General features: G+C 37.5%; 14 protein-coding genes and 1 pseudogene. 7 read left to right on the forward strand and 8 right to left on the reverse strand.

Going from position 1 to position 16,398, the window contains the following annotated elements; genetic code table 11:
- Nucleotides 1-11: 11 nt before the first annotated feature.
- The 4 genes and pseudogenes from BM121_RS11505 to pepT form a co-directional block, all read right to left on the reverse strand.
- The gene (locus BM121_RS11505; protein ID WP_091483837.1) at nucleotides 12-923 is read right to left on the reverse strand and encodes a hypothetical protein; all 912 of its coding nucleotides are present in this window, start codon (nucleotides 921-923) and stop codon (nucleotides 12-14) included.
- A 126-nt stretch (nucleotides 924-1,049) separates the two neighbouring features.
- On the reverse strand, nucleotides 1,050-2,537 hold the full coding sequence (locus BM121_RS11510) for an MDR family MFS transporter (RefSeq protein WP_091483782.1): 1,488 nt from the start codon (nucleotides 2,535-2,537) through the stop codon (nucleotides 1,050-1,052).
- Nucleotides 2,538-3,353 carry a TetR/AcrR family transcriptional regulator gene (locus tag BM121_RS11515; protein WP_091483783.1) on the reverse strand — a complete coding sequence of 272 codons (816 nt, stop codon included), beginning with the start codon at nucleotides 3,351-3,353 and terminating at the stop codon, nucleotides 2,538-2,540. It lies immediately after the preceding gene.
- A 125-nt stretch (nucleotides 3,354-3,478) separates the two neighbouring features.
- A pseudogene (pepT, locus tag BM121_RS11520) lies at nucleotides 3,479-4,711 on the reverse strand (peptidase T).
- Nucleotides 4,712-4,853: 142 nt separating this feature from the next.
- Between pepT and fni the strand changes: the two are divergent.
- The gene (gene fni, locus BM121_RS11525) at nucleotides 4,854-5,882 is read left to right on the forward strand and encodes a type 2 isopentenyl-diphosphate Delta-isomerase (protein WP_091483784.1); all 1,029 of its coding nucleotides are present in this window, start codon (nucleotides 4,854-4,856) and stop codon (nucleotides 5,880-5,882) included.
- A 12-nt stretch (nucleotides 5,883-5,894) separates the two neighbouring features.
- Nucleotides 5,895-6,890, forward strand: coding sequence for an NAD(P)/FAD-dependent oxidoreductase (locus tag BM121_RS11530; RefSeq protein WP_091483785.1), 996 nt, complete (start codon nucleotides 5,895-5,897; stop codon nucleotides 6,888-6,890).
- Between the two features lie 10 nt (nucleotides 6,891-6,900).
- Here BM121_RS11530 and BM121_RS11535 read toward each other — a convergent pair whose 3' ends face one another.
- On the reverse strand, nucleotides 6,901-7,428 hold the full coding sequence (locus tag BM121_RS11535; RefSeq protein WP_091483786.1) for a M15 family metallopeptidase: 528 nt from the start codon (nucleotides 7,426-7,428) through the stop codon (nucleotides 6,901-6,903).
- A gap of 171 nt (nucleotides 7,429-7,599) precedes the next feature.
- Between BM121_RS11535 and ilvD the strand changes: the two genes are divergently transcribed.
- From ilvD to BM121_RS11560, 5 genes are all read left to right on the forward strand, one after another.
- A complete protein-coding gene (ilvD, locus tag BM121_RS11540) occupies nucleotides 7,600-9,291 on the forward strand; it encodes a dihydroxy-acid dehydratase (protein WP_091483787.1) in 1,692 nt (563 codons plus the stop codon).
- Nucleotides 9,292-9,593: 302 nt separating this feature from the next.
- Nucleotides 9,594-10,673, forward strand: coding sequence for an ABC transporter substrate-binding protein (locus tag BM121_RS11545; RefSeq protein WP_091483788.1), 1,080 nt, complete (start codon nucleotides 9,594-9,596; stop codon nucleotides 10,671-10,673).
- Nucleotides 10,674-10,779: 106 nt separating this feature from the next.
- The gene (locus tag BM121_RS11550; protein WP_175495415.1) at nucleotides 10,780-11,760 is read left to right on the forward strand and encodes an ABC transporter permease; all 981 of its coding nucleotides are present in this window, start codon (nucleotides 10,780-10,782) and stop codon (nucleotides 11,758-11,760) included.
- Between the two features lie 2 nt (nucleotides 11,761-11,762).
- Nucleotides 11,763-12,557 (forward strand): ABC transporter ATP-binding protein, encoded by a 795-nt coding sequence (locus tag BM121_RS11555; RefSeq protein ID WP_091483790.1) that lies wholly within the window; start codon nucleotides 11,763-11,765, stop codon nucleotides 12,555-12,557.
- A gap of 143 nt (nucleotides 12,558-12,700) precedes the next feature.
- Nucleotides 12,701-13,888, forward strand: a complete 1,188-nt coding sequence (locus tag BM121_RS11560; RefSeq protein WP_091483791.1) for an aminotransferase-like domain-containing protein — start codon at nucleotides 12,701-12,703, stop codon at nucleotides 13,886-13,888.
- Nucleotides 13,889-14,022: 134 nt separating this feature from the next.
- On the opposite strand, the gene BM121_RS11565 is transcribed toward BM121_RS11560, so the two are convergent.
- From BM121_RS11565 to ectB, 3 genes are all read right to left on the reverse strand, one after another.
- Nucleotides 14,023-14,451: a YueI family protein gene (locus tag BM121_RS11565; RefSeq protein WP_091483792.1), complete on the reverse strand. Its 429-nt coding sequence runs from the start codon at nucleotides 14,449-14,451 to the stop codon at nucleotides 14,023-14,025.
- Nucleotides 14,452-14,595: 144 nt separating this feature from the next.
- A complete protein-coding gene (locus BM121_RS11570; RefSeq protein WP_091483793.1) occupies nucleotides 14,596-14,982 on the reverse strand; it encodes an ectoine synthase in 387 nt (128 codons plus the stop codon).
- Between the two features lie 138 nt (nucleotides 14,983-15,120).
- On the reverse strand, nucleotides 15,121-16,389 hold the full coding sequence (ectB, locus tag BM121_RS11575; protein WP_091483794.1) for a diaminobutyrate--2-oxoglutarate transaminase: 1,269 nt from the start codon (nucleotides 16,387-16,389) through the stop codon (nucleotides 15,121-15,123).
- Nucleotides 16,390-16,398: the final 9 nt, after the last annotated feature.

A 16,398-nucleotide genomic window follows, 5' to 3' on the forward strand; every position in this document is an offset into this window, starting at 1 on the left:
GCCAATCTCCTTTATGATTCTTCTGTCACTTCATATTCTTTAATCATTTCTTTCAAGTCGGTACCTTCTTGTCTAACGGAAGCGTCCAAATACATGACGGCATATCCAACCGTAAATACAATAGATGAAATTAATGAAATGATGTTGGTTAATAAGTGGAATAACACACTGTTTCCTAAAAAGAAAAGTGGAAGTTGTAATATGCTGCTAATAATAGTAGAAATAATAAGCAACACAATCATTAATCCAAAGAATTTCCATGTTTGTTTTTTTGTTAGTTGCCAACTCTTACCTAAGCCTGGTGCGACTTTATCAAAAAGGACTGCAGGTATGTATAAACTCCATCTAATTATAAGTAGTCCTACCCCAATAAATACTCCTAAAGAGAAAAGCATGATAATGCCAAATCCGATAATAGGCATATCCATCATCATGAGAGGCACACTAATTAAGGCAATTGCCATAAAACTCAGTAATAGTAAACCAAATAAAATAAGTGAAAAAAGCAGTGTGCTACCAAGAAGAGGCCAATACCTTGGCAGCGCTTTTCGGATCATTTTTATCGCAATCAAATTATTTCCTTCTCTTGCATATTTGACTGCCCAGGTAATAGCACCTGCGAGAACGGGTGTGGCAAAAAGGATTAATATATTTACGAAGCCGGTAAGTAAGTCCTCTTGAAAGGATGTGCTGGTGACAGACTCAGCACTTGTAAGTAATTGGTCAATCAGGTTTTGCCCTGAGTCACCGCTAACAATGAGATCACGGCCGATCAAGCTTAAAATGAAAGCTTGGAGAGCGAATATCGGTACCATTACAAGAAAAGTAATCATAAATAAAGATTTAAAATTTGATTTAATAATGCGAAAAGTTTGATCTAAAATTTCACCAAATCCTAATGGCTTTGTTATATTTTCATTCATATCCAATTATAACCTCCTAAATTCAATCATTCATTGCCTATTTTAACATGATTTATGATTTATGGGACAAGAATTTGAAAGGAATTGTAAAAAAAAGGAGGATGAACCAATGTCATCCTCCAATTTCTATACTGCTTTATTGTCTGCTTTATCATTTTGTGATTTGGTTTTCAAGAAAAATGATAAACAGAGACCGACAATAGATAATATGGTAGCTATCCAGAATGCACTGTTGTAACCATTAATAGCAGCGCTACTGGCAATATGGTTCATAGCTTCTGCTTCTGATAAACCTTCTAATGCCGCTTGATCAGGCTGATAATTTGTTGCGGCAGAAGTCATTACAGTAATAAGTATCGCCGTTCCAATCGATGCGGATACTTGCTGCATTGTATTTGCCATGGCTGTTCCGTGTGGGTGCCATTCCGGTGGTAATTGATTTAAACCGGCTGTCATCACAGGCATCATCACTAAGGAAAGTCCAAACATACGAACTGCATAAATGATAACAAGGAAACTGTAAGCTGTATCCATTTCCAAGCTAGTAAATAGGAATGTAGTGACCGTTACAATGGCCATTCCGCTCGTTGCTAACCATTTCGCACCAAACTTATCAAACAGCATCCCGGTAATAGGGGACATAACCCCCATCACAATCGCACCTGGAAATAGCATTAGTCCGGATTCCAAAGGAGTAAATCCTCTTGTGTTTTGCATATATAATGGCAACATTGTTTCTGCACCAATTAGTGCCATAAGCACGATCATTGTAATGATTAATGATAAGGAGAAAATCGGATATTTAAATACACGAAATTCGAGCATCGGACGTTTTAATTTCATTTGACGGATAATAAATAAGGTGATGATAATCGCACCAGCTATGATAATTGCTACTGCTTGACTATCGATTTGAGCAGCGGCTTCTTCTCCGCCATGTCCACCAGTGATACTACTAAATCCGTATAACAAACCACCAAAGCCAAATGATGATAACAAAATGGAAAGAATATCAATTTTGGGATAGGTCTGTTCTGTTACATTTTTGACAAAGATCGCTGCTATGATAATAGTGATAATTACGATCGGTAATACAACGTAAAATAGCCCTCTCCAAGAGAAAAACTCTAACAGCCATCCAGAAAGAGTTGGTCCGATAGCAGGTGCAAAGGAAATAACAACTCCGGCCATCCCCATTGCAGCCCCACGTTTTTCTACTGGAAAAATTTTTAACATGACAGTCATCATTAACGGTAACATGATACCGGAACCGGCAGCCTGGATTACCCTTGCTCCCAATAACAATTCGAATGTATGGGAAATCGATGCAACAGAGGTCCCTAATGCAAAGATACTTAAGGCAGTTATGAATAACTGCCTGGTCGTAAATCGCTCAATTAAAAAGGCGGTTATTGGAATCATTACACCATTTGTTAATAAGAAGGCAGTGGTTAACCATTGTACTTGGCTCTCCCCAATACCAAAATCATTCATAATACTTGGCAATGCTGTTGCTAAAAGTGTTTCATTTAATATTCCGACAAAGGCACCAACCAGCATAGCCGCGACGATGGGTACCCTTTTTACTTCTGTCGGATTTACATTTTGATTCATTTAAATGCCCCCTTGTTTACACAAACGCTCTAGTCTTAATACGTCTGTCTGAATCATTTCTTCGCCTTTCAAGTAGTGTAGTGATACTTCGGCAGTAATGGAATATGGTGAATGGTTATCAATTTCCTGTTCTATTTGTTTCACTACTTTTAAGAGCTTATCTTGATTGTGAAGCTCTTTTTGTTGAATAGTCGCTCTTAAGTCCTTTAGAACACTATCAAATGTCTCGTTTTGCGTTTCATGTAAAAATGGGTCCAAGTCATCCAGATTGTTAACAATACTATTGATGTGATGACTAATCCATTTACTTAGTTGTTGGACGTTAAGTTGGGTTTGCTGAATAAACATATATAAATAATATTCTTTCAGCATACCTTGTAAAATAACAACCATATCGGCAAGAAATGGTTTTACCTTCTCTCCATAACACATGTAAAACATTGCTTTATGTTTTTGTGTTAGCGTAACTTGTAGCTCATCCATTTTTTTATTTATTTGTGGATCCTTTCTTGGTTGAAACTCATTAAACATCACTTGAATAAAAGGCTGATGTTCCATCCATGCGGTCATCTCGTGTTCTATATACGCAGCTAGATCACGGTTTGTTTCCTCTATTTGGTGGGTGCTGTTAATAATTTTACTGTAATGTTCATCAATCATTTCCAGCATTAAATCCCGCTTAGAAGAAAAATAATTATAGAATCCGCCTTTAGAAATACCTGCCTTTTGTGCTATTTGCTGGACAGATGTTTCATTAAATCCATGATCCGAAAACAGTTTTAAAGCTGTGTTCATGATGTGCTTTTTTGTATCCAATTGATCACCTTCTGACTAATCGGTCACTTTAATGACTTTTGAGTCACGATAATTATTGTATTAAATATTAGGCTTAGTGTCAACGTATAAGAACTAATCTTTACATTAAAAAAACAATGCTATCATTAGCATTGTTTTGCGAAGCTCTCTGCGATTTTGACAGTTGTTTCTGTAGCTTTGATCATGTTATCGACGGAAATGTATTCATATTTGCCATGGAAGTTTTCACCACCGGTAAATATATTCGGGGTTGGTAATCCCATGAAGGAAAGCTGTGAACCATCCGTTCCGCCCCGGATAGGCTGGATTAAAGGCTCTACACCGACTTCTTTCATGGCTTCTGCTGCGATATCTACAATATATTTTACAGGTTCAATTTTTTCAGACATGTTATAGTATTGATCCTTCATTTCTAACTGGATACGATTTTCACCATAGTGACTTTGTGCATTTTCTACAATGGAAATGATCGATTGCTTTTTCTTATTAAATTTATTCCGGTCATGATCCCGGATAATATAATACAGTTTTGCTTCTTCTACATCACCCTCGAATGAAAGTAGATGGTAAAAACCTTGATATTCTTCTGTATATTCTGGAGCTTGATCAGCAGGTAATTGTCCTTGAATCTCCATCGCTATTTTTGTAGCATGTATCATTTTTCCTTTTGCTGTACCTGGATGAACGTTGTTACCGTGCACCGTGATTTTTGCCGCTGCTGCATTAAAGTTTTCGTATTGTAATTCACCTAATGGTCCGCCGTCAATCGTATAGGCGAGCTGGGCACCAAATTGGTTTACATCAAATTTATGAGGACCACGTCCAATTTCTTCGTCTGGTGTAAAAGCGACTCGTATTGTCCCGTGTGGGATCTCTGGATTATTAATAAGATATTCTAATGCTGTTATAATTTCTGCAATACCTGCTTTATTGTCAGCACCTAGCAATGTTGTACCATCTGTGGTTATTAGCGTGTGATCATGGTAGTTTTCTAATGCTGGGTATTCAGTTGGTGACAGGACAATATTTTTCTCTTTATTTAATAGAATATTTTTTCCGTCATATTGTTCCACTACTTGTGGTTTGACTGCTTTACCAGTAAAGTCAGTCGCCGTATCTACATGGGCAAGAAATCCGATCACTGGAATTTCTTTATCGATGTTGCTCGGGAGAGTTGCCATCACATAGGCATTTTCATCGATAGTTACATCCTTCATGCCAATTTCTTTTAATTCTTCTACTAACAAATAAGCCAGATTCCATTGGCCATCGGTGGACGGGCAATTCGGGTTACTTTCATCGGATTATGTATCGATTTGTACATATTTACTTAGTCGATCGATTAGTTTCTGTTTCATGATTTGACCTCCGGTTCACGATATGAATAGTTTTACTATTAATCATATCATACTAATGCCAAAGATGATTGACGAGAGATTTTACCAGAAATTATGTATACTAGTAATAAATGATCATTAATGTAAATAAAGGAGTCAGCTTATGACGGATAAAATCCATAAACGAAAAAGTGAGCACATAGAGTTAAGTTTAAAAGATGAGGCGTTAAGTGAAGGCATAACAAATGGTTTTGATCAATATCATTTTCAGCATAATGCTTTACCTGATATCGATTTTGAAGCTATTGATATATCATCCAGCTTTTTTGACCAACCACTACGGACACCATTGTTGATTAGTTCAATGACAGGTGGTGCGGAAATGGCTGAGATGATTAATCGAAATCTGGCGATTGCAGCGGAACAACAAGGATGGATTTTTGCTTTAGGCTCAACCCGGGTGATGTTAGAAAGTGAAAAATTCCGCAAATCGTTTCAAGTAAGAGAATATGCGCCAAACACACCTATTATTGCAAATATTGGAGCTGTACAATTGAATTATGGCGTGACAGTCGATCAAGTCAAACAGATTTTAGAGTGGACAGATGCCAATGCATTGGTATTACATTTAAATACGATTCAAGAAGTGATTCAGGTAGGTGGAGATACGAATTTCAGTAATTTGTTACCAAAGATTGAAAAGCTGATTCAATCGTTATCTGTTCCGGTGGGGGTGAAAGAAGTCGGTTTTGGAATTGACGGTAAAACGGCAAAGCGATTAACTGATATTGGTGTAGCCTTTATCGATGTTGCTGGAGCAGGAGGTACGTCATGGAGTCAAGTAGAGAAATTACGTGCCAAAGAAAAGTTAAAAAGAGAAGCAGCAGAGGCCTTCGCTAGCTGGGGGAATTCCACCGCAACTTGTTTAGAGGAGGTTGCCAGCATGATCCCTGAACAAAACATTATCGCTAGTGGTGGTATTCGTAATGGTCATCATGTCGCAAAGGCGATTGCATTAGGTGCCAATTATGCAGGTTTCGCTAGGTCGGTTTTAAAAGAGGCAATTGATTCTGCCGAAAATGTGATAGAATGGATGCAGGTTCGTGAATTAGAATTGCAAATGGTCATGTTTGGTGTCGGTGCAGCAAACCTACAGTCATTACAAGCAACTGACCGATTACATAAAAGATAGAGGTGTATATCCATGGGGGACTATGAACTGTTTGATATCACCATTATTGGTGGTGGGACAACAGGTCTATTCGCTACGTATTATGCAAGCATGCGTAATATGAAAGTTAAATTGTTAGAGTCTCAATCTCAATTTGGCGGTAAAGTAATGCAGTTTTTTCCTGAAAAATTAATTTATGATGTTGGGGGATACCCTGATATTTTAGGCGAAGATTTAGTAGAACAAATGATCAGCCAAGCTAATCGGCATCAACCTGTGATGTTAACTAATAGATGGATAGAAACAATTGAAAAAGAATCCGATCATTTTATTTTATATACAAGTAATGGGGAACGGCATGCTACAAAAGCAATTTTGCTTGCTACAGGCTCAGGCACGTTCCATACGAAAACCCCTGATAATTGGGATACTTTACCTTTCCCGGAATTCCGCAAGCGTGTTGCTACTAACCTGATGAATCAGGATAAATACCATAATAAAAATGTTGTGATTACTGCTAATAATAAAGTAGGGATGGGCTGGGCATTGCATCTAAAGGAGACTGCGAAGTCTGTCACGATCGTTAATCCTGATCCGAAATTCCATCAAGTAAAGGAAGAGGATCTAAATCGATTACTAAATAGCTCTGTGCAGGTTTATTTGGAGTCCAATATTACAGATATCGATGTGAAGGAAAATCAACTGCAATCAGTAGCGATCCATAAGAAAGAACAGGAAACTATCACTGTTAAAACAGATGAGTTGCTTACCTATAACGGTTTGGAATTACAGGCAACCCCTCTGGATAACTGGGATGTTGCTACGTATAAAGGACGTATTTCGGTTGAAGGTGATATGGCAACTAATACACCTGGGATTTTTGCAGCGGGTGATATTGTTCAATATGAGGGCAAAACAAATTTGATTGCATCGGGTTATTCGGAAGCTATTACGGCTATTAATAAAGCACACCTATTTATCGACCCGCGTGCTACTGAACAATTGTATAGTACAGTTCTTTACCGTTAATGGAAGGGGGTTAATCGACCACATCTTCCGGTCTTTTCCCCCATTTTAATTCTCTTATACTTAGGCCAAAGTCCATTTGTAAGTGTGGATAATCTTTAAAACGGGTAAAATCGCCACCCCAGGAAAATCCTAAATCCTTAGCAATTTTCACCACTTCCATCCAGTCACTTTCGCCGTTTTGGTTACCGTCATATTCTAAATCCCAAATGATGTTATTTTCACTTGTTTGTAAGGCAAAATCTATAGCTAGCCCATAATTATGATAGGACTCTCCTCCTTTTGCATACGTTACAATTGTTCCTTCCGTCTCCCTTCCTTGCTGATAAATTGCATTTTGCTCTGTTGCTGAACGAAAGCTGTCAGTAATGATTATCGAAATTCCGATTTCATCTGTCTTTCTTACCAATTCTTCTTTTTTCTCTTCCACGATTGGATGTAATTCTGTCGGCATTGGTCGATTGCTATATGTTTGATATTGAAAAAATAAGTAACAAATGACAATAATAAACAACAAGACTAAAATTGTGCGAATTTTCATTTTTTTCTCCTCTATTTTTAAGTACGAATTATTCCGTATTTTATAAATATATGATACTATATCATTATTGAGATGTAGAGACATCATTTCTCAAACTAAATTTTACAGAAAATTATAAATTGAAAGAATTCTGGTATTTAAACTAGAAAATATAGTGGGAGGCATATTGGAATGGGGAAGGACTTACGTATCAAAAGTAATGTGTTTGATGATTCAAAACGCGCTCCGAACCGTGCAATGTTACGGGCTGTGGGGGTAACAGATGAAGATTTTAAAAAGCCAATGATCGGTGTAGCGAGTACATGGAGTGAGGTAACACCGTGTAACGTTCACATAGATGATCTGGCAATTAGTGCTAAAGAAGGTGCCCGAGAAGCTGGCGGTGTGCCAATGATTTTCAATACGATCACGGTTTCAGATGGTATTTCCATGGGTACTTCGGGAATGCGTTATTCCCTTCCAAGTCGTGATGTGATTGCAGATTCGATTGAAACAGTAGTAGGAGCAGAGAACCTCGATGGTTATGTTGCAATTGGTGGATGTGATAAGAATATTCCTGGTTGTTTAATTTCTATTGCTCGTTCTGATGTTCCAGCTGTTTTTGTATATGGTGGAACGATTTCGCCAGGATACCGAAATGGACAAAAATTAGATCTTGTATCTGTTTTTGAAGGGGTAGGTAAACACAATAACGGTGATATCGATGATGAAGAATTAAGAGGAATTGAGTGTGCAGCATGCCCAGGAGCTGGTTCTTGCGGTGGTATGTACACAGCAAATACAATGGCAACAGCAGTAGAAGCACTTGGTATGAGTTTACCGGGAAGCTCTTCTAACCCTGCGGAATATCCTGAAAAATCACAAGATTGCCGTGAAGCAGGGGAAGCTGTTTATAAACTTCTCGAAAAAGGTATCTATCCAAAAGATATTTTAACGAAAAAAGCATTCGAAAATGCAATAACTGCTGTAATGGCATTAGGTGGATCAACAAATGCTGTGCTTCATTTATTAGCGATTGCTAATGCAGCAGAAGTAGATTTAACGATTGATGACTTTAATCGTATTCAAGAAAAAGTTCCTCATTTAGCAGACTTGAAGCCGAGTGGTAAATATGTAATGGAAGATTTACATAAAATTGGTGGGGTTCCAGCTGTAATGCGTCTATTATTAGATAATGGATTCTTACATGGTGACTGTTTAACTGTTACTGGTAAAACCATTGCAGAAAATTATGCAGATTCGGTAGTGCTTTCAGATGATCAGGACATCATTCATCCATTAAGTAATCCATATCGTGCAGATGGACCATTAATCGTATTAAAAGGTAACCTTTCACCAAGTGGCGCAGTAGCGAAAGTGTCAGGTGTAAAAGTAAAACGTCATAGTGGGCCGGCACGTGTGTTTAATAATGAAGAAGAAGCAACAAATGCTGTAATGAATAACGAGATTAATGAAGGAGACGTGTTAATCATCCGTTACGTTGGTCCAAAAGGTGGACCAGGTATGCCAGAAATGCTTTCCATTTCTGCGATCTTAGTTGGTAAAGGATTAGGTCAGAAAGTAGCATTATTAACGGATGGTCGTTTCTCTGGTGGTACACATGGTCTGGTAGTTGGTCATATTGCCCCAGAAGCACAAACAGGTGGACCGATCGCTTTCCTAGAAGAAGGAGATATGGTAACTATCGATTCAGAGAAAAAAGAAATTTCGATGGACGTTTCTGATGAAGAATTAGAAAAACGTCGTGCTAACTGGAAAGCACCGGAGCTATACAAACGTGGTATATTAGGAAAATATGCACACAACGTATCTTGCTCATCAGAAGGTGGCGTAACAGACTTTATCAATCGAACGGATCAATAAGAATAATGATTTCAACACGCGTTTCATCTTTGATGAGACGCGTGTTTTTTAGCATGTAGAGATAGGATGGACAAAAATGAGCGAAACGGAGAAAAGGTGTCTATGAATAGCAAGGTGAGGAACAAAAAAAGGGAATCGACAAATGTTATCCTTCACATTTTATAATCGATGAAACAGTCTAAACCCTTTTCAACAAAAGATAAATCGCAAATAAGCTATACCGAAGTTGTCGAAATTGTGCTATAATAAATCTTAAAAGTTTGAAAATTTCAAATTTAAAGAAAATGGGGGAAAAGGGGATTATGAAGAAAAATTTGCTTTTATTATTAATTATTGCTTTCTTCAGTATACTTGTGTTAGCAGCATGTGGTACAAGTGACGATACAGATAATACAAATGGCGGATCGGATGCCGAAGAGACAGAGGGAGATTCTGAAGAAGCTACGGAAGAAACGGAAGATGAAGAAGCAGTTTCTGACGATGAAGTATATCAGATTGGAGCAACACAAATTGTAGAGCATCCATCATTAGATGCTGCATATGAAGGGTTTCAGGCAGCGATTGCAGATGCTGGTTTAGAAGCAGAATATGACTTTCAATCCGCACAAAATGATCAAAATAATGCATCAACGATTGCTAATAACTTTGTAGCAGATGGTGTTGATTTAATTTTTGCAAACTCTACTCCAAGTGCACAAAGTTCATTGCAAGCAACAAGTGATATTCCGATTTTATTTACGTCGGTTACAGACGCAGTAGAAAGTGGTCTTGTTGAAGCATTAGATGAACCAGGTGAAAATATAACGGGAGTATTGGACTTACACCCAGATTCTGTCTTAACAACGGTAGAATTTGTTGATAATTATTTCGAAGGAGCAACAATCGGACTTATTTATAGTGCAGGTGAAGCAAACTCTGTTGCACAAATTGAGGCAGTGAAAGAAGCGGTAGAAGGCACGAGCTTATCTACAGCAGAGGCAACTATTGGTAATTCCTCTGAAGTACAGCAAGCAACTAACTCTTTAGTTGGCGAGGCCGATGTATTCTATATCATTACTGATAATACGGTTGTCTCCGCACTAGAAGCGGTGGTAGCAGTAGCAGAAGAACAAGGTATCCCATTGATTGTAGGTGAGCCTGAATCAGTAAAGCGTGGTGGGTTTGCAACATTTGGAATTGATTACCATACAATCGGCTATCGTACAGGTGAAATGGCTGTCGAAGTGTTAACAGGTAAAAAAACAACAGCAGATATCCCTGTGGAAGCTCCACCAAGCATGCAGTTGTTTATTAACAAAGAAGCAGCAGAAGCACAAGGTGTGGAATGGAACGAAGATTGGGATGAAGATGCAGAATTTCTAGAAACAGTAGAAGAAGAATAAATATCCGAAGAAAACCTCGACATTGCTAAAGAATGGTAGGTGTCGAGGTTTCTTATCAAGAAAGTAAGGTAGTAGAAAGACAGAAAGGAAGAGTAGCATGAGTGGCATCTTAATTTCCTCGTTCAGCGCAGTAGAATCTGGTATTATCTATGCGCTGATGGCATTGGGCGTTTATCTTTCATTTCGTATTTTAGATTTCCCGGATTTAACGGTTGATGGTAGTTTTGTGACAGGAGGAGCTGTTGCAGCAATTTCGATCGTGAATGGAGTACCACCTGTATTAGCAACATTTTATGCTGTCATTGCTGGCTTTATAGCAGGTGTTGTCACAGGAATTTTGAATACGAAAGGAAAGATTAATCCATTATTATCCGGTATTTTAATGATGATTGCCTTGTATTCTATTAATCTTAGAATCATGGGCAAACCGAATGTCGCTTTACTAAATGAACCGACAATATTTAATCAATTAGAAGGTTTTTGGGCTTCTTTAGGTATCGATAGCTTTTTAAATAGCATTCTTACTGATTTAGGTGCAGATACAGTTCCTGGGACATGGGTTGTATTAATCATCATGGTTATTATTACACTTATTATAAAATTTATTACGGATTATTTCTTGAAAACAGAAGTAGGCCTAGCTTTACGTGCAACTGGTGATAATGAAAAAATGATTAAAAGTTTTTCTGCCAACACGGATATTCTAACCATTATCGGTTTAGGTATTTCCAATGCATTAGTTGCTTTATCCGGAGCTTTTATCGCACAAGCTGGTGGTTTCACAGATGTTAGTATGGGTATTGGTATGATCGTAATCGGCCTTGCTTCCGTTATTATAGGGGAAGCTTTATTCGGTACAAAAAACATTGCTCGTACAACACTTGCTGTAATTGGTGGAGCGATTGTCTATCGACTAGTATTGACTTTTGCATTAAAAGTGAATTTTTTAGATACTAGTGATACGAAATTAATAACGGCAGTGATTGTTATTCTTGCACTGGTCACACCAAAACTCGTTGCCACCCAAAAAGAAGCAAAACGAATAAGGAGAAAAAGGGCAATGCTAGCTAGTGGAAAGGAGAGCTAATAATGCTTAGCATGAAAGACATTGAGATAACCTTTAATGAAGGTACATTGGATGAAAAGAAAGCATTACAAGGTATCAATCTTGATATGGAAAAAGGTGACTTTGTTACGGTGATCGGGAGTAATGGTGCTGGAAAATCAACTCTAATGAACATGGTTTCCGGTTCCTTAAAGCCAGATATCGGAACGGTGAAAATTAATGATAAAAATGTTACTATGTTGCCTGAATATAAACGTTCCCAGTTTATAGGGCGAGTTTTCCAGGATCCTATGGCAGGAACAGCACCAACGATGACGATTGAAGAAAACCTAGCGATGGCATATGCCAGAAACAAAAAGCGTACGTTGAAGGTAGGGGTTAGCAAAAAGCGCAAGGCGTTATTTAAAGAACATTTAGAAACCCTTCATTTAGGACTAGAAAACAGACTGAATGCAAAAGTCGGATTGCTTTCCGGTGGGGAACGTCAGGCGCTTTCACTATTAATGGCAACTTTTACAGAGCCGAATATATTATTGTTAGATGAGCATACAGCAGCATTAGATCCTTCACGTGCTGAATTAATTACTAATCTTACTGGTGAAGTGGTCGAACAATTCGACTTAACTACTGTAATGGTTACACACAATATGCAACAAGCTTTAGACTTAGGTAACCGCCTGATTATGATGGATAAGGGTCAAATTATATTAGAAGTATCTGGTCAAGAAAAACAACAGCTTACTATTGAAAAATTACTACATGAATTCCAGCGAATCCGCGGAAAACAAATGGAGAATGACCGAGCTATATTAGGTTAAAGTAAGGACAGTTACTTCCATGGAGAGTAGCTGTCCTTTCTAACAAGCTGTGTGCTTCATTCACACAGTGGTATTTAATTGCGCAGAGGTACCTTTTAAATTAAAATAAAAACTCCTTAAATGATAGAAAGAAGGGATCACGAATGAAATATGGTTTTTCAGAACGGGTAAAATATATGAAATCATCAGCAGTACGAGATATTTTAAAAATAATCAATCAAGGTAATATTATCTCTTTTGCTGGGGGATTGCCGGAAGAAGATTTATTTCCAGTAGAGGCTATTGATAATGCTTTCCATAGGGCGATTACGACGAATAAAAAAGCACTGCAGTACGGAGAAACAGAAGGAGTACCTCAGCTACGGGAATTATTAGCTGAGCGTATGAAACAAAAAGGCTTACACCGCTCCGCTGATAATATTTTGATTACTTCAGGAAGTCAGCAGGCGATCGATCTTTTCTCGCGAGTAATGTTCAATAAGGGTGATGTTATCTTAACAGAAACCCCAACATATTTAGCAGCATTACAAGTATTTGAATCGTATGAAACAAATATAGTCGCAGTTGATTCCGATGATGATGGTATGGTTTTAGCTGATTTAGAAGAGAAAATTGTACAACATAAGCCCAAATGTATCTATGTAGTACCAACCTATTCCAATCCAACCGGAAAGGTATGGTCGTTAGAAAGAAGACAAAAATTACTAGAACTGGCAAACAAATATCATGTTGTTATTTTTGAAGATGATCCTTATGGAGAATTACAATTTGATGAAAATGAAGCACCACCATCCATTGCGTCATTAGATGAAAATGAAATTGTATTATACACAAGCACCTTTTCTAAAACGGTTGTGCCTGCTGTTCGTATTGGTTGGATTGTTGGTCCACACCAAATTATTCGTATTATGGCGCAAGCTAAGCAGGCAACTGATCTTCATACTAATTCTATTAGTCAGCATGCATTGGTGCATTTATTACAAGACTTTAATATTGATGAGCACATTCAAACGATCAGAAAAACATATTATGAAAGAATGCTTGTGATGAAGCGATTATTAGAGACAGTTGATATTGAAGGATTGGAGTATATAGTACCAAAAGGTGGTATGTTCTTCTGGGTAATGTTGCCGAAACAAATTAACACAAAAGACTTATTAAATGAAGCGGTAAAAGAAGGAGTGGCTTTTGTACCAGGAGAACCATTCTATGTATCTGACCCCGAACAGAACACACTACGCTTGAATTTTACCAACTCTGAACCAGCACTAATTGAAGAAGGGATGAAACGTTTCGTGAAAGTACTAGAAGCTACCAACACCCTTGCTTAAAGTCCATTTAATTATGAAATGAGTTGAATCTTACTAGAAGTAACTCATTCTGCAACTGGAATATGCGTGACTCCTAAGGGGGAGCAAGTATATTCCAGTTGCATGATCAATGAGCTTCTCTTTATCTAAGCTTCTTATAGGCCTAGCAATTTCTTCCACCAAGCTTTTTTTTCCGAAGATTCCTTCGTTTGATCCTCTTCAGCTAACATAATATCTTCTTTGTCTACAGCAGTTTTGGCAGTCAAGACAAGACCGTAATCACTGTCAGCTTCACGATTAGATACATAAGTGTAAGGAATATGTTGTTTATTAGCAAGCTCGCGGTAAGGTTTAAAGAAACGTAAACTCATATTACCATTCATTAATATCTTAGTATCAGAAAATTGACGTATCAATTCCTCCATTTCTGATAGTCCCTTCTCACCGCGAACCTGTGACTTCGATAAGACTAATAAGACTCTCTCTCGAAAAGTCCCTAAATATTTTCGTTTTTCATCAGGATTAATTTCCTTTGCCCCATAAATGCCTTCTTGTAAATAATCATCTAATTCTTTTTTAGCCATTTTTAACACCTCATCAATAGTATATACAAAAAAGTAAAAGCTCCCCAAGGAAAAGGGAGCTTTTGGATAAGAAATATTTTACTTTACTATAGGAATGTCTTAAGGACTGTTAGAAAAAAGGGATAGTTTTTCTAAGCAGATTGATTAATCTTCGTCTACTGGGTATACGCCATTTTCATCATGTACCTCTTTACCAGATAGAGGTGGGTTGAATACACAAACCATGCGCATATCTGTTTTTGCACGAAGTAAATGTTCATCATGTTCGTCAAGTGCATATAGCGTATCTTTTGTGATTGGCCATACTTTATTATCACTTAATGTTACAACTTCACCTTCACCTTCAATACAGTATACAGATTCAAGATGATTTTGGTACCAAATATGAGTTTCTGTACCTGCTTTAATAATGGTATCATTAACAGAATAGCCCATACCGTCTTTTTTCATAATCAGACGACGGCTAATCCAGTTACCTCCATCAACATCATAATCAGTTCCTAGTATGTCTTCTAGTTTTACTACTTTCATAATTAAATTGCCTCCTGTATTGTCTGTTTTATTTGCACTATAATAATGCATAAACTTCTATGGATTATAGTATAAGAAAAACGAAGACTTTCGCCAAAAGGATTTGGCGATAAGTCAAGTTTTTGTGCAAAACGTACCTTAGTTAGTAACGGGGTTCTTAACTACATCTTTTACACTTTCTTCAATAATATCCAGACCTTTTTGTAACTCATCTTTAGGTATATTTAATGGTGGGAATAGTTTGAATACTTCATCATTTGGTCCCGCAGTTTCCATAATTAAACCTAATTCAAAGCAACGAGCTGTTATTTTCTCAGAAATTCCTTCAACTTCTGAAGCAATACCAATCATAAATCCACGACCACGAACTTCCCCTTTAATTTCAGGATAGTCTGAAACAATTTTATCTAAGAAGTTGTAGATAATTTCAGATTTTTCGTGGATTTGTTTTTCAAATGACTCATCTTTCCAATAGTCAAGTGCAGCTGTCGCTGTTACGAAAGCATGGTTATTACCGCGGAAAGTACCATTGTGTTCACCTGGCTTCCAAATATCTAACTCAGGCTTGATCAATGTTACGGCAAGTGGTAAACCATAACCACTTAATGATTTAGATAAGCAAACAATATCTGGTTTAATACCAGCAGCTTCGAAACTGAAGAATGAGCCAGTACGACCGATACCTGCTTGCACATCATCAATAATTAAAAGAATGCCCCAACGACGGCAAATTTCCTCAATTTGTTTTAACCAATCAAAGCGAGCAGCGTTAATACCACCTTCACCTTGAACTGTTTCTACGATCATTGCTGCAGGAATCGCAACGCCACTACCGCTATCTTCAAGGAATCTTTCTAAATATACAATTGTATCATGATCAACATAGTTGTCATAAGCCATTGTTACAGTGTTTTGTAGTGGAATACCAGCACCTTGACGTTTCATAGAGTTACCTGTAACAGATAGGGAACCAATAGTCATACCATGGAAACCACCTGTAAAACTGATAATATCAGTACGACCTGTTACTTTACGAGCCAATTTTAAGGCACTTTCTACTGTATTTGTTCCTGTTGGTCCAGGGAACATTACTTTATAGTCAAGATCACGTGGTTTCAAGATTACGTCATCAAACTTCTCTAAAAATTCAGCTTTTGCTGTAGAAGCCATATCTAGAGAGTGCGTAATCCCATCACTTGTGATATATTCAATTAATTTTTCTTTCATATGATCATCATTGTGTCCATAGTTAAGTGCACCTGCACCGGAGAAGAAATCTAAATATTCATTTCCATCCTCGTCCCACATTTTGTGCTTCTTCGCCTTAGTAAATACAGTTGGGAAGTTACGAATATAAGTACGCACAACAGATTCATGATGATTGATAGTATCAAGATTTTTACTCATCTTTTAAGT

Origin of the sequence: Gracilibacillus orientalis, from assembly GCF_900114645.1 — a bacterium.
Lineage (GTDB): Bacteria > Bacillota > Bacilli > Bacillales > Amphibacillaceae > Gracilibacillus > Gracilibacillus orientalis.

What these genes read in the sequence shown, in the direction of transcription:
- BM121_RS11505 (WP_091483837.1), bottom strand. Translation starts at nt 923, where the DNA reads ATGAATGAAAATATAACAAAGCCATTAGGATTTGGTGAAATTTTAGAT.
- BM121_RS11510 (WP_091483782.1), bottom strand. Translation starts at nt 2,537, where the DNA reads ATGAATCAAAATGTAAATCCGACAGAAGTAAAAAGGGTACCCATCGTC.
- fni (WP_091483784.1), top strand. Translation starts at nt 4,854, where the DNA reads ATGACGGATAAAATCCATAAACGAAAAAGTGAGCACATAGAGTTAAGT.
- BM121_RS11530 (WP_091483785.1), top strand. Translation starts at nt 5,895, where the DNA reads ATGGGGGACTATGAACTGTTTGATATCACCATTATTGGTGGTGGGACA.
- BM121_RS11535 (WP_091483786.1), bottom strand. Translation starts at nt 7,428, where the DNA reads ATGAAAATTCGCACAATTTTAGTCTTGTTGTTTATTATTGTCATTTGT.
- ilvD (WP_091483787.1), top strand. Translation starts at nt 7,600, where the DNA reads ATGGGGAAGGACTTACGTATCAAAAGTAATGTGTTTGATGATTCAAAA.
- BM121_RS11545 (WP_091483788.1), top strand. Translation starts at nt 9,594, where the DNA reads ATGAAGAAAAATTTGCTTTTATTATTAATTATTGCTTTCTTCAGTATA.
- BM121_RS11555 (WP_091483790.1), top strand. Translation starts at nt 11,763, where the DNA reads ATGCTTAGCATGAAAGACATTGAGATAACCTTTAATGAAGGTACATTG.
- BM121_RS11560 (WP_091483791.1), top strand. Translation starts at nt 12,701, where the DNA reads ATGAAATATGGTTTTTCAGAACGGGTAAAATATATGAAATCATCAGCA.
- BM121_RS11565 (WP_091483792.1), bottom strand. Translation starts at nt 14,451, where the DNA reads ATGGCTAAAAAAGAATTAGATGATTATTTACAAGAAGGCATTTATGGG.
- BM121_RS11570 (WP_091483793.1), bottom strand. Translation starts at nt 14,982, where the DNA reads ATGAAAGTAGTAAAACTAGAAGACATACTAGGAACTGATTATGATGTT.
- ectB (WP_091483794.1), bottom strand. Translation starts at nt 16,389, where the DNA reads ATGAGTAAAAATCTTGATACTATCAATCATCATGAATCTGTTGTGCGT.